The organism is Gordonia oleivorans, from assembly GCF_040044975.1.
In the GTDB taxonomy this organism is placed as follows: Bacteria; Actinomycetota; Actinomycetes; order Mycobacteriales; family Mycobacteriaceae; genus Gordonia; species Gordonia oleivorans.
This window is the reverse complement of record NZ_JBDZDI010000010.1, coordinates 32,082-45,319: the sequence shown is the minus strand read 5'-3', so window position 1 is coordinate 45,319 and position 13,238 is coordinate 32,082. Positions and strand designations below refer to the sequence as shown.

Annotated in this window: 14 protein-coding genes; 4 read left to right on the top strand and 10 right to left on the bottom strand. The window is 67.9% G+C overall.

Translation table 11 applies throughout. The annotated features are described in order from the left end of the window. Window positions 1–139 precede the first annotated feature (139 nt). From ABLE92_RS15400 to ABLE92_RS15380, 5 genes are all read right to left on the bottom strand, one after another. Complete coding sequence (locus ABLE92_RS15400) at window positions 140–1,006, bottom strand: DUF1295 domain-containing protein (protein ID WP_348805675.1); 867 nt, start codon at window positions 1,004–1,006, stop codon at window positions 140–142. Further along, window positions 1,003–2,331 (bottom strand): class I SAM-dependent methyltransferase, encoded by a 1,329-nt coding sequence (locus ABLE92_RS15395; RefSeq protein ID WP_348805674.1) that lies wholly within the window; start codon window positions 2,329–2,331, stop codon window positions 1,003–1,005. The genes ABLE92_RS15400 and ABLE92_RS15395 overlap by 4 nt, the downstream gene beginning before the upstream one ends. Next, entirely contained in the window at window positions 2,328–3,113 is a 786-nt protein-coding gene (locus tag ABLE92_RS15390; RefSeq protein WP_348805673.1) for a DUF1365 domain-containing protein, read from the bottom strand. The genes ABLE92_RS15395 and ABLE92_RS15390 overlap by 4 nt, the downstream gene beginning before the upstream one ends. Continuing rightward, window positions 3,110–4,654, bottom strand: coding sequence for an NAD(P)/FAD-dependent oxidoreductase (locus ABLE92_RS15385; protein ID WP_348805672.1), 1,545 nt, complete (start codon window positions 4,652–4,654; stop codon window positions 3,110–3,112). Before ABLE92_RS15385 ends, ABLE92_RS15390 begins: the two co-directional genes overlap by 4 nt. A gap of 105 nt (window positions 4,655–4,759) precedes the next feature. Beyond that, window positions 4,760–5,182, bottom strand: a complete 423-nt coding sequence (locus ABLE92_RS15380; RefSeq protein ID WP_348805671.1) for a YccF domain-containing protein — start codon at window positions 5,180–5,182, stop codon at window positions 4,760–4,762. 115 nt (window positions 5,183–5,297) lie between these two features. Between ABLE92_RS15380 and ABLE92_RS15375 the strand changes: the two genes are divergently transcribed. Both ABLE92_RS15375 and ABLE92_RS15370 read left to right on the top strand, forming a co-directional pair. Next, window positions 5,298–5,555 carry a hypothetical protein gene (locus ABLE92_RS15375; RefSeq protein ID WP_348805670.1) on the top strand — a complete coding sequence of 86 codons (258 nt, stop codon included), beginning with the start codon at window positions 5,298–5,300 and terminating at the stop codon, window positions 5,553–5,555. Window positions 5,556–5,645: 90 nt separating this feature from the next. Further along, entirely contained in the window at window positions 5,646–6,929 is a 1,284-nt protein-coding gene (locus ABLE92_RS15370) for a GAF domain-containing protein (protein WP_348805669.1), read from the top strand. A gap of 4 nt (window positions 6,930–6,933) precedes the next feature. Here ABLE92_RS15370 and ABLE92_RS15365 read toward each other — a convergent pair whose 3' ends face one another. Continuing rightward, entirely contained in the window at window positions 6,934–7,143 is a 210-nt protein-coding gene (locus ABLE92_RS15365; RefSeq protein WP_348805668.1) for a hypothetical protein, read from the bottom strand. A gap of 483 nt (window positions 7,144–7,626) precedes the next feature. Here ABLE92_RS15365 and exaC point away from each other — a divergent pair, with 483 nt between their 5' ends. Next, entirely contained in the window at window positions 7,627–9,150 is a 1,524-nt protein-coding gene (gene exaC, locus ABLE92_RS15360) for an acetaldehyde dehydrogenase ExaC (RefSeq protein WP_348805667.1), read from the top strand. Window positions 9,151–9,165: 15 nt separating this feature from the next. Continuing rightward, window positions 9,166–9,591, top strand: a complete 426-nt coding sequence (locus ABLE92_RS15355) for a DUF779 domain-containing protein (protein ID WP_348805666.1) — start codon at window positions 9,166–9,168, stop codon at window positions 9,589–9,591. A gap of 24 nt (window positions 9,592–9,615) precedes the next feature. Here ABLE92_RS15355 and ABLE92_RS15350 read toward each other — a convergent pair whose 3' ends face one another. The 4 genes from ABLE92_RS15350 to ABLE92_RS15335 all read right to left on the bottom strand — a co-directional run bounded on the left by ABLE92_RS15350 (window position 9,616) and on the right by ABLE92_RS15335 (window position 13,190). Beyond that, window positions 9,616–10,440: a PIG-L deacetylase family protein gene (locus ABLE92_RS15350; protein WP_348805665.1), complete on the bottom strand. Its 825-nt coding sequence runs from the start codon at window positions 10,438–10,440 to the stop codon at window positions 9,616–9,618. 164 nt (window positions 10,441–10,604) lie between these two features. After that, complete coding sequence (locus ABLE92_RS15345; RefSeq protein ID WP_348805664.1) at window positions 10,605–11,090, bottom strand: hypothetical protein; 486 nt, start codon at window positions 11,088–11,090, stop codon at window positions 10,605–10,607. A gap of 190 nt (window positions 11,091–11,280) precedes the next feature. Beyond that, window positions 11,281–12,555, bottom strand: coding sequence for a sensor histidine kinase (locus ABLE92_RS15340; RefSeq protein WP_348805663.1), 1,275 nt, complete (start codon window positions 12,553–12,555; stop codon window positions 11,281–11,283). Continuing rightward, entirely contained in the window at window positions 12,552–13,190 is a 639-nt protein-coding gene (locus tag ABLE92_RS15335) for a response regulator (protein ID WP_348805662.1), read from the bottom strand. Before ABLE92_RS15335 ends, ABLE92_RS15340 begins: the two co-directional genes overlap by 4 nt. Window positions 13,191–13,238 lie beyond the last annotated feature (48 nt).

The following is a 13,238-nucleotide window of genomic DNA, read 5'->3' as shown; positions in this document are numbered from 1 at the left end:
TGACTCCGGTGCAGCGCGCGCCGGTGCCGTTCGCGTCTGTGCTCATCGAGGCTCACCCTAGTGGGTGTCCGTCGCCGCCTCAACGAATCCGGTCCGCTCGGCGCCCACAGTCCGGGCGCGGTGGCCGGTACCCCGAAGATCATGGCCGTGGCCGGGTCGCCGTGGTGGATGCGTCGCCCCGCGATCTCGGTGGGCGGGGAAGGAAGTACGACGTGCGGGCTTGATACTCGGGATAGCCGGGCCGGCGGCTCATCGACTTCTCCAGGAGCCGGGCGCCGGTCGCGTACACCAGGAAGTAGGTCATCACCACCGGTGACAACACGGTGAGCACACCCGGGCATCCGATCACCGTCGCTCCGGTGGTCATGGCACCCGAACTCGCGGCGACCAGCCAGATGCCCCACCACACCGATGCGTCGCCGAAGTAGTTGGGGTGACGGGTCCACGCCCACAGACCGCGATCCATGATCGCGCCCTTGTTGGCGGGATCGGCCTTGAAGGCCCGCAGCTGGGCGTCGCCGACCGCCTCGAAGCCCAGTCCGACGAGGAAGACCACGATGCCCAGCGCCGCCACGATCCAGGCCGGGGCGGGTGTGGGACCTGCGACGGCCGACACCTGAATGGGTAGGGAGACAAACCATTGCGCCGCACCCTGGGTGGCGAAGATCTTGCGGGCGACCACCCACAGCCCGTTGCCGCCGGAGCGTTCCAGCATCTCCTGGTACCGGGGATCCTCCCCCTTGCCCTTGGACTTGCCCACCATGTGCCAGGCCAGGCGCAGACCCCATACGCTCACGCCGACGGCCAGCAACCATCGGCGGACCGGGTCGCCGCCACCGAGGATCAGCGACAGCCAGGCCACCCCGACGAAACCGAGGCCCCACGTGACGTCGACGACGTTGAACCGCCCGATCCGATGGCCGATGGCGAAGGTCACCGCCTGCAGGACCACCACGAGCAGCAGCGCACAGGCGGTGAGAATCCCGAAGCCCGCCCAGCCGGTCACCGCGGTTCACCCCGGTCCGGCCGGGCGAAGACCAGCTGATGCACATCGAGATACCCGGCCCGAAAACCGGCCTCGGAGTAGGCGAGATAGAACTGCCACATCCGCATGAAGGTGGCGTCGAAGCCGAGTTCGGCGACCTCACGTCGCCGGGCGGTGAAGCGTTCCCGCCACAGCCGCAATGTCTCCGCGTAGTGCGTGCCCATCGCCATGGTGTCGGTCAGCCGCAACGACGTGTGCTGGGCGGTCACCGACCGCAACGCCTTCAGGGAGGTCAGTTGTCCGCCCGGGAAGATGTACTTGTGCACCCATGTGTAGGTGTGGCGTGAGGCGCGCATCCGGTCGTGCGGCATGGTGATCGCCTGGATGGCCACCCGACCCCCCGGTGCCAGTAACCGGTCGATGGTAGAAAAATATGTGGGCCAATACTTTTCGCCGACCGCCTCGATCATCTCCACCGACACGACCGCGTCGTAGGTGCCCTCGACGAGGCGGTAATCGAGCAGATCGATCTGCACGCGGTCGGCCACTCCGGCCTCGGCGACGCGACGCAGCGCGAGATCGCGTTGTTCGGAGGACAGCGTCACCGAACGTACGGTGGCGCCGCGAGCAGCCGCGCGCAGACACAATTCACCCCAGCCGGTACCGATCTCGAGGAGCCGGGTGCCCTCACGCACGCCGGCGAGATCGAGGAGACGGTCCACCTTGCGGCGTTGGGCGTCGGCCAGATCGGCCCAATCCGGTGCGGGCAGATCGTCGATATCGGTGGTTGCAGGATCGGCGAACAGGGCACTCGAGTACGTCATCGTCTCGTCGAGGAAGGTGGCGAACAACTCGTTGGACAGGTCATAGTGCCGGGCGATGTTGGACCGGGTGTTGGCGGTCGTGTTCTCTTCCTCGGCAGGGTGTTTCGGCAGCACCAGCGGCCGCAGGGCCTGCAGCGGGCGCGGCACCAGGCGCGCGACCCGCGACGCGAAGGGGGTCAGCACGCCGACGAGGTCGTCGGTGCTCCAGTCGCCGGCCATGAATGATTCACCGAAACCGATGAGCCCGCCGCTGCCCACCCGGCGCGCGAAATCGTCAGGTCGACGCAGGATCATCCGGGGCTGCACCGACTGGGCGTACCGTCCGTTGCGGCTGCCGTCCGGATACTCGATCCGGACGTCGAGATCGGCTGCGGCGTACCGGAACAACCGGCCCGCGGCCAGTCCGCGCAGGCGGGCCGCCCGGCCGGTCGGCACCGCTGCCACATCGGGCCAGCGGTGGGCGTCCTCGGGGGTCAGATCGTGAGTGTGGGTGTGATCGGTGTTCGGGATGTGCGTGCTCATCGGCGTCCTTCCGTCACGGTCGATGCGATGGTCGAAGTGTGGTCATGGTCGGGTCGTGGCCTGATCGGCAGGCGTCGCGCCCAGAGCCGGATGCCCTGCCACCGGATCCGCGCCGAGACCACCAGCGGGGACAACGGTGTGCGCAGTTGTGCGGCAAGGAATGTCCGCCGCGTCACCGGGACGGCGTGGCCGGTCAACGAGGCGACGAAGGGCTCGGCGCCGGGGCGGTCGAGCGTGATCGAGACGGCGACCCGGCCGGACGGATCGGGCTCGGGGAGCCGCAGTCGGTAGTGGCCCGACACGTCGTGGAACGGTGAGACATAGAACTCCTTGTCCACCATGGCTCGTCCGTGGTCGTCGGGTGTGACGACGTAGCAGTGCCGTTCGCCGTAGGTGTTGTGCACCTCGGCCACCACATACGCGAGGCTGCCGTCGCCGCGGTGACACCAGAACACGCTCAACGGGTTGAACACGTAGCCCGCCACCCGCGGCGACAACAGTGCGAGCACCGATCCGTCGGCGGGGGTGACCCCGGCGCCGGACAGATGACCATTGAGCCTCTCGCGCAACGATTCTCCGTCGGCGACCGGTTCGGGAAAGTGGTCGGCCGGACGGAACTCGGCGAACCATGCCCCGGGGCCGTCGAACCGGGGTGGCCGGTCGACGTCGATGAGCCAGGACGAGGATCGATAGGTGAAGGAATGGTGCAGGGGTGATCGGCGGGTGTGGGTGATCCGGGTTTCCACGATCCGGGCCCCGTGCGCGGCCGCATAGGCGTTCACGTCGGGTCCTGTTGCAGCATGCGATGATTCGCTTCCCGACGGTCATTCTCGCCGAGCGTGGCGATGAGGAGTTCGGCGGCGCCCGCGCCGGATGCGGCACCGTCCTCGTGGAAACCCCACCCGTGGTAGGCGCCGGCGAACACGAGCCGGTCGGTGTTGATCTGCGCCAGACGACGCTGCGCGGCAACCGATTCGGTGGTGTACACCGGATGCTCGTACGTCATCTCCGCGATCACCGACGCCGGGTCGACGAGATCGGTGCGGCCGAGGGTCACCAGCATGCGCGGCGCGGTGGTCGGCAACCGCATCAGCCGGGTCAGATCGTAGGTGACGGCCACCCCGGACCCATCGAGCGCGTCGCCGTGGACGGTGGTCGCGGCGCGTTCGACGGTGTCCGGGGTGGGGTTCGGGGCAGCGCTGATCGAGTCGGCGTTGCTCGAGCCCGGGTTGCTCGAGTCTCGGTTGCTCGAGTCTGGGCTGACCGAGTCTGGGCGGATCTGGTAGTTCCAGGACGCCCACGCACGCCGGGCGCGCGGAAGCAGCGAGATGTCGGTGTGCAGCACGGCCGGTTTGGGGTCGTAGGTGATCGCCGAGAGGACGCTGTGCTGGTCCGGTGTGGGAGCGGCGAGAGCGCGCAGGGCCTGATGCGGATGTGTGGCGACGACGGCGGCGTCGAACATCTCCAACTCGCCGTCGTCGGTGGCGATGGCGATCGACGCGGCGAGGTCGTCGATGCGTCGCACCGGGGTGTTGAGCCGGATCTGTCCGCCACGGGCGACGACCCGGTCGGCGATCGCGTTCACGTAGGTGACCGATCCGCCGACGACGGTGCGCCAGGTGGGTGAGCCGAACACCGTCAGCATGCCGTGGTGGTCGAGGAAGGTGAACAGGTAGCGTGCCGGGTACTCCGCCGCGGTCTGCGCATCACACGACCACACCGCGGCGACCAGCGGCAGCAGGAAGTTCTCGACGAAGTAGTCGGAGAAGCGTTCGCGGCGTACGAAATCCGCGAGCGCCACGTCCGCCGAACCGTCGGCAGCGGAATCGTCGGCAGCGGAATCGTCGAGGAGTTTGCGGGCCGCCCGATGAAAGCGGACCACCTCACCGAGCATCCGCAGGTAGCGGCCACGGGTCAGGGTGCGCATGGTGGGGAACAGGCCCGATACGCCCAGTGCGCCCGCATATTCGAGGCCGGTGATCTCCGAGCGCACCGACATCGACATGTCGGTCTCCTGGGTCGCGACACCCAGTTCGGCGAACATCGCCTGCAGCGTGGGGTAGGTGCGGTCGTTGTGGACGATGAATCCGGAGTCGACGGCCAGGGTGCCGGCGGGGCTCTCGGCCGTGGCCGGGACATCGACGAGGTGGGTGTGCGCGTGCCCGCCGAGCCGGTCATCGGCCTCGAACAGGGTGACCGCCGCGTGGGCGGACAGTCGGTAGGCGGCGGTGAGTCCGGCGACGCCACTCCCGACCACGGCGACGCGTGGGCGGTGGTGCGGGACGCGGGTCGCCGGGGACCCGTCGGAACCGAAGGTGGTCATGCCCGATGTTCGGACCCGGAGCACGTTCGGATGGGTCGTGACGGGCGGTCGGTGCCCGGCGGTCGTGCCCTCGAGTGGGAGGGTTCGGTGCGCAAACCGCCCGGGTCAGTACCGGACGGGCGGCGGGGGTGGTGCGATGTAGCCGGGTGTCGCCTGGTCGGCGGGGACGATCTCGGCGCCGAGCGGTAGCAGTGAGACGGGCACCATCTTGAAGCTGGCGATGCCCAGCGGGATGCCGATGATGGTCAGGCACATGGCGATACCGCTGGTGATGTGGCCGATGGCCAGCCACAGTCCGGCGAACACGATCCAGATGATGTTGCCGATCGTCGACGCCGCACCGGCGGTCGGCTTGCGGACCACGGTGCGGCCGAACGGCCAGAGGGCGTAGTTGGCGATGCGGAAGGACGCGATTCCGAAGGGGATCGTGATGATGAGGATGCAGCAGATGATGCCGGCGACGACGTAGCCGAGGGCCATCCAGATGCCACAGAAGAGCAGCCAGATGATGTTCAGGAGGGTGCGCATATCCCCATTGTGCTCGACAAGAGGGCATATCGGGCAGCCCCGAACCCGGGCCGGGGCGGGCCGCAGGTTCTCCGAGAGATGGGGCTGCGTACCGCGACCTCGGTACGCTGCTGCCATGGCACCCGCCGCGGAGTCCGCCCGTGTCACGCTCTGGTGGATCATCACGACCTTCGTGCTCGTCGTGCGACTGCTCGCCACCATCGCCACCATCCTGCTGGTGATCGGATGGGCGGTGGCGGCCATGGGATCGTCGTCGATGAACAACGGTTTCCTCTGGCCCGCGGTCGGATGTGCTGCCGCATTGCTGGTCAGCACCTATCTTTACAGTCATCTCCGGGCCCGATATCCGCGCCGGAACGGTTGGCTTCCGTGACATATCGGTGGCTGAAACCGTGGTGTGTAGCCCACCTCACAGCGAAGTTGGCATAATCGGGGCGACAGAGGTGCTAGCGAGAGAAGAACTATGACGGAACTCGGGACGTCGCGTATCCGGCGTGCCTACGAGGATTTTCTGTCGGGGATCACGCCGCCCACGGACGCGGTGCGTTCGGTGGTGCGTGAATCCTGGTCGCGGTCCCGTGATCGCGGCATCGATCCGGTCGATCCTCTCCCCGAGGACGACGACAGCGCCACCATGACGATGGCCGAGTTCTCCCGCTACCGCCAGGACCATCCGATCACCTCGGTGCGTCCGCTCGTGCAGAACCTGATGCTCGACGACATCGCCGATTCCGGCGTCGTGGTGGCGTTGACCGACCAGGTCGGCCGCTTGCTGTGGGTGGAGGGCAGCACCGAGGCCCGCGACCGGGCCGCCACGATCAACTTCGTCGAGGGTTCGGTGTGGAGCGAGGACGTGGTGGGGACCAACGCGCCCGGTCTGGCCCTGGCCGTCGACAAGGGTGTGCAGGTGATCGGGCCGGAACACTTCTCCGATGCGGTGCAGGACTACAGCTGTGCGGCGGCCCCGGTGCACGACCCGCTGACCGGGCACGTGATCGGCGTCATCGACGTGACCGGCGGCCGGGAGGTGGCCGCACCGTTCGCGCTGGCGGCGGTGCGTTCCGTCGTCGCCGCGGTGGAGCGTGAACTGCAGTCGCGTGCGGTGAACCTGGCCGACCCGGCGACCTTTGCCGCACCGGCCGAGAGCGGGGGCGCGCGGCTGACCGTCCTCGGCGACAACACCTACCGATGGCGACGGGACGGCGACGCCGCCGGTGAGCGCACCCTGTCACGACGCCATGCCGAGATCCTGATCCTGCTGCAGGCCTACCCGGAGGGGCTCAACACCGAACAACTGGCCATACAGCTGGCCGGTGACGGGATCGACCCGGTGACGGTGCGCGCGGAGATCTCCCGGCTGCGGCGTGACCTGGGCACCGATGTGGTGTCGTCGCGGCCGTACCGTCTGACCGTCGACATGACCTCCGACATCGGTGACATCCGCCGGCGGATCGCCGACGGTGGGGATCTGAGCGCCGTCGTCGAGGCCCTCGGCCGCGGCGGACTGCTCGTCGAATCGACCGCCCCCGGCATCACCGAGATCTTCGAGGAGATCCGCGAGGACGTGCGTTCGCGGGTGATCGCCGAGGGCGAGGTGGGTGCGCTGCGGACGTGGACGTCGTCGACGCATGGTCGCGATGATCTGGTCGCGTGGCGTCGGCTCGAGCACCGGCTTCCGGTGGGACACCCGGATCGCGCGGTGGTCGGCGGCCGGATCCGGCTGCTGGATCGGCGCTACGGGGCCTGAGTCGTCACGGGGTCTGAGTCGCCGCCGGGTCACCCGGCTGCTGCGGATCGGCATTCATCGTCGGGACGATCGGCCGGTCGGGGGTCATCTCCGTGTCGACCGCGGTGATCAGCATGACGGCCATCAGCGTCGCCGCCACCACGCATGCGAGAACGAGCAGTACGCCGACGAGCGGCGACGCGGATCGATCGGTCGACGAGCGGGGGGTGCTCATGGCGGAAACCTCTCGGGATACCTGACGCGGATGTTCTCGTACACGGACATCTTTCATCTGACGCAAGAACATGCGCCATCGCGAACAGCTCTGGGATGATCGCTGCCATCGTTGCAGCTCACGGCGATGGAGTAGTTGTCCGGACCGGAAAGTTCATCTCTTCGGTAGAGGGATTTCAGTTCCTCAGGGGACGTCGTCGTCCCCCGTTCGCCACCCGCCGCGCATGCCATGCCCGGCCCGCGGCCCCGTCCGATCGATTCTTCGTGCCGCAACGTTGCAACGTCGTCGCCGACGCCGGCGACCACACCCCGGGATTGCCCTCCGGCGGTGGCTGTGAACAGCGGAAATGAGGGTATGCAACGTTGCGAACGCCGCTGCAACGTGGCTGCAACCACAGGCCTCCTACTCTGTGCAACAGATCACACACACCGCGGCAAGCGGCCGTGTGACACCCCGACACTGGCACTGAGGAGCTGGAGACACATGACTGTTTACGCGAAGCCGGGAACCGATGGATCGGTGATGAGCTTTGAGTCGCGCTACGACAACTGGATCGGCGGCCAGTGGACCCCGCCGGTCAAGGGTCAGTACTTCGAGAATCCCTCACCGGTCGACGGCAAGGTCTTCTGCGAGGTCGCCCGCTCCACCGCCGAGGACATCGACCTCGCGCTCGACGCCGCCCACAAGGCCGCCCCGCAGTGGGGCAAGGTGTCGGTGGCCGAGCGTTCGCTGGTGCTGCTGCGCATCGCCGACCGCCTCGAGGAGAACCTCGAGAAGATCGCCGTCGCCGAGACCTGGGACAACGGCAAGGCCGTCCGTGAGACCCTGGCCGCCGACATCCCGCTGGCCATCGATCACTTCCGCTACTTCGCCGGCGCCCTGCGCGCCCAGGAGGGCTCGATCTCCGAGGTCGACGAGGACACCGTCGCCTACCACTTCCACGAGCCGCTCGGCGTCGTCGGCCAGATCATCCCGTGGAACTTCCCGATCCTGATGGCCGTGTGGAAGCTGGCCCCGGCGCTGGCCGCAGGCAACGCCGTCGTCCTCAAGCCCGCCGAGCAGACCCCGGCGTCGATCCTCTACCTGATGAGCCTCATCGCCGACCTGCTGCCCGCCGGTGTCATCAACATCGTCAACGGCTTCGGCGTCGAGGCCGGCAAGCCGCTCGCCTCGAGCAACCGCATCCGCAAGATCGCCTTCACCGGTGAGACCACCACCGGCCGCCTGATCATGCAGTACGCCTCGGAGAACCTGATCCCGGTCACCCTGGAACTCGGTGGCAAGAGCCCGAACATCTTCTTCAACGATGTGATGAGCGCCGACGACGGCTTCCTCGATCGCGCCCTCGAGGGCTTCTCGATGTTCGCCCTCAACCAGGGTGAGGTCTGCACCTGCCCGAGCCGCGCGCTGATCCAGGAGAACATCTACGACGACTTCATCGCCAAGGCCGTCGAGCGCGTCAGCAAGATCAAGCAGGGCAACCCGCTCGACACCGAGACCATGATGGGTGCGCAGGCGTCCAACGACCAGTACGAGAAGATCCAGTCGTACCTGGCCATCGGTCAGGAAGAGGGTGCCAAGGTGCTCATCGGTGGCGAGGCCGCCGACCTCGGTGGCGATCTGTCCGACGGTTACTACATCAAGCCGACCGTCTTCGACGGCCACAACAAGATGCGCATCTTCCAGGAGGAGATCTTCGGCCCGGTGCTGGCCGTGACGACCTTCAAGGACTACGCCGACGCCATCCACATCGCCAACGACACCCTCTACGGCCTCGGTGCCGGTGTGTGGAGCCGTGACGGTGCCACCGCCTACCGCGCGGGCCGCGAGATCCAGGCCGGTCGCGTGTGGACGAACACCTACCACGATTACCCGGCACACGCCGCCTTCGGCGGGTACAAGCAGTCCGGTATCGGCCGCGAAACCCACCTGATGATGCTGGAGCACTACCAGCAGACCAAGAACCTCTTGGTTGGTTACGCTCAGAATGCCAAGGGATTCTTCTGAGAAGTGAGGTAATCGATGACCACCGAACAGCAAGTGCCTGATCGGGTGGTCGCCACAGACGCCGCCGTGCAGCTCCTGACGAAATTGTCGGAGCTGCACGGCGGACTCATGATCCACCAAAGTGGTGGATGCTGTGACGGCTCGGCCCCGATGTGTTATCCGGTCGGGGAATACCGTGTGGGACAACGTGATGTGTTGGTCGGCGAGATCACGCTCCCGGAACCGCTACCGGCGGTGCGGGTCTGGATCAACGGCGACCAGTTCGAACTCTGGAAGCACACCCAGCTCATCCTCGACGTGGTCAAGGGACGCGGCGCCGGATTCAGTCTCGAATCACCCGAGGGCGTCCGATTCCTTTCCCGGGCACGGGCATTCACCGAGGACGAGAATGTCGTCCTCGAGCAGAATCCGCCGTTGACCGGGGCTGCGGTCGGCGTCTGAATCCACCTGCGACGCGCCGGCCGGTCACCCGGTCGGCGCGTCGGTGTCGGCGTCGGTGGCCGTCTCGTCGAGCCACCAGGCGCGGACCATGCCGGTCGGTCGGCCCGGTTCCAGGTAGTGCTCGGTACCGAAGGCGAACGGGAACATCTCGACCGGTATCTCCAGGAGTTGTCTGACGTCGGTCTGACTGGCGTGACACGCCAGCGCCTCGCGTTTGGCGATCACGTCGTCACCGAGGTCGACGGCCCAATGCAGTTCTGCCTCAGGCGTTCCGATCGGGTTGCCGTCGTCGCCCGCGGTGTCCGGGTCGAACCCGTCCATGCCCGCCGCGGTCGCGAGGACGAACAACTCCCGCATCAGGTCGCGGTTCATGGTGACCTCGAGATAGCGGGGCGTCGTCGCCGCGAGATCGGCCGCGGCGCGAGTCGCCTTGTGCAACATGATGTGATCGGGATGGCCGTAGCCGCCGTGCCAGTCATACCCGACGACGACGTCGGCGCTCTCCTCGTCGAGGATGTCGGCCAGCCGCCGCGCCGCCTCGGAGAGATCGGCGCGGGAGAACACGCCGTCGGCCTCGTTCTGCGCCCATCCGGTCATCCCGGAGTCGGCGTAACCCAGCCACACGATCCGTTCGGTTCCGGTGATGGCCGCGGATGCCTCGGCCTCGCCGCGTCGTCGGCTCGCCACCGTCTCGCCGGGGGCGAGATCGTCGGGCACGTCGCCCGGATCGCCGTCGGTGCAGTAGACGACGACCACCCGGTGCCCCTCACGGGAGGCGCGGATCATGCTGCCCGCGGTGCCGGTTCCCTCGTCGTCGGGGTGGGCGTGGACGAAGACGATGGTGCTCACCGGTCGATCATGTCACCTGACTGACGCGGGCGACTCTGGTGGACGCGGGTGCTCTGCTCGGCGCGGCACCTGTTCACTTGCGCGGTCATTGCACTGAGCGCGCGAACGCGGGCGTGCCGCGTGGATGCGGAACGCTCGCGTGAGCGGAGTCGTCGGTGATGTCCTCACCAGAGATCGAAACCGATGTTGGTGTTGGGGTAGTGGCTCGAGAAGGTGTGGTTGATCCAGTAGTTCTTCGCGAACGGACCGGTCACCCCGGTGTTGGCGATGTTCGCGTTGTGCTGGTTGTTGCTGACCTCGTAGGTCGCGGTGGGTCCGGCGAGTCCGACGCGGTAGGCGACGTGCATGTCGAGGGTGGTGCCGTGCGGTGCGACGGCGGTGACGGTCTCGGTGGCACCCGGGGCGAGGGTCTGGCGGGGAGCGTTGACCCAGATGCCGTTGGGGCTGGTGCCGTCGTTGAGGAGGTGTTCGGTCTTGTCGGTGTGGTTGGTGATCGTCATCGCGATGGTCGGCTCGCCGGGGTGGGTGACCGGCAGGGTGCCGGCGTGCGCGGCGGGTGCCGTGAGTGCGAGGGCGCCGGCGGTGAGGCAGGCGACGCCGACTCCGGCGGCGGCGAGGCGTGCGGTGCTGAGGTGGGCGGTGCTGGTCATGAATGTCTCCTGATAGTGAATCACGGTGTCCCGTGCGGATTTTCGGTCTGGGCCTCGGTGGTGTGGCCCGTGTCCTGCTGACACCGATGACTCTGCCGTGGATCGTCTGCTCCGGGTTTCGGCCGACCGGGGGATGCGATGGTGGAAACCGCCCTCCACCGATCGGGGGACCGACTCGTCCCCCGGCGGCTCACCTCTGCGAGGTCACCGGGAGGACGGCGATCGCCACGGTGCCACCGTCGGGGCGGCGGATGATCTCCAGGCTGCCGCCCTGACCCTCCAGACGTGCTCGACGAGAAGCCAATCCGATGTGGCCGTCGGAGATCCGCCGGGCGGCCGCGGCGTCGTCGATGCCGATGCCGTCGTCGAGGACGACGAGTCGTGCCCGGCCGTCGTCGAGTTCGGCGGTCACCTCCACGGTGCTCGCACGCGCATGTTTGACGACGTTGGTGAGCAGTTCACGGGCGGTCGAGAAGAGCACCGAGTCGGCGGGAGTGGTGGTGCGGGCGGGCCAGCCGGCGGTGTCGACGGCGACGTGCATGCCGGAGCGATGCTCTATCGAGCGGGCCAGGTCGGTCAGTGCGACCGCGAGCCCGGACTGCTCCAGCACGGCCGGGTGGAGCTCCCCGAGGGTGGAGCGCAGGAGTTGCCCCGACTCGCGTAGCGCCTCGTCGATGCGGGCGACCGTCTCCGGGTCGGCGGGACCGTCGCGGAGGGTCGCCAACTCCTGCCGTGCCCCGAGGACGTACTGCAGCGCGCCGTCGTGCAGGTGTTCGGCCAGGTCGCGGCGTTCGCGTTGCTCGATCTGGATCACGTCGTCGAGAAGACGTGCCCGTGCCGCGGCGAGCGAACCGATCGTCACCACCCGGGAGCGTTGCAGACGCGAGAGGGCCACGGCGCCGACGGCCAGGGTCGCCAGGGCCAGGGTGCTCAGCAGGATGTACGACCACGGCCGGCCGTTGGGGTCCTTGGCCAGCGCACTGGCGACGAAGAAGACCACGACGGTCGGGATCATCACCGCCGCACAGACCCCCGGCCGCAACCCGACCGCCGCGATCATCGGCACCACGAAGAATCCGGCGACGAGAATGTCCGCGGTCCAACTGGTCTCATCGGATGCGCCCGCGATCAGGGTGACCGCGACCAGTACCGCGAGGTCGACGAACAACGCCGTCCACGACCAGCGGATGACGTCCATGCCGCCGCGCGGTGCGAGGACGACACCCACCACCGCCCACGCCGCATACGCGACTGCGATCGCGATGCAGGCCGCCGCATGCTCGGCGGGGGCGTCGACGGTGACGGTGAGCAGGACGAAGATCGCGAGCAGTAGACGCAACGTCACCTGGATGCGGACCCCGCGCCGGGCGTTGTCCAGCAGGATGCGGGAGATGCGGCGTTCGTCGGCGAGCTCGGCGAGGCCCAGGAGTGGTGCCGCGTCGGCCGGTCCGTCGGCCGATGTCACTCGAGGAGCCCGCGTCGCATGCCCTCGGCGACCGCGGCCGCGCGGTCGGAGACGCCGAGTTTCTCGTAGAGACGCTGGGTGTGGGTCTTGACCGTCGACGCGCCGATGTACAGCTCGGCGGCGAGCTGCGGAATGGACAGGCCGCGCGCGAAGCCGTCGAGCACCTGGCGTTCACGTTCGCTGAGGATCGGGGCGTCCGAGGTCGCCCGGGACCGGATCTCGCCCACCAGACCGGCGGCCAACTCCGGTGGAACGACCGTCTCACCCTTGGCCACCCGCGTGACGGCGCCGACGATCTCGTCGCGGTCGGCGTCCTTGGCGAGATATCCCGATGCGCCCTGCTCGAGCGCCCGGAAGACGATGGGTGAGTCGGTGACCGCCGAGAGCAGCAACACCTTGGTGGCCAGTCCGTCGCGGGTGACCGCATGCGCGACGTCTACACCGGTCATGCCGGGCATCTGATAGTCGACGACGGCCACGTCGGGCAGCTCCCGTTTGATCAGGGCGAGCCCGGTCTCGCCGTCGGACGCCTCCCCCAGCACGCGGATGCGTCCGCTCTGCGTCAGCCCGCGGGCCACGCCGTCGCGGAAGAACGGGTGATCATCGATCACGACGGCCGTCACCAGGGGATCCATTTGCCCAGGGTATTCGCCCGGGGCACCCGAGACGGGCCGTCGCGCGAA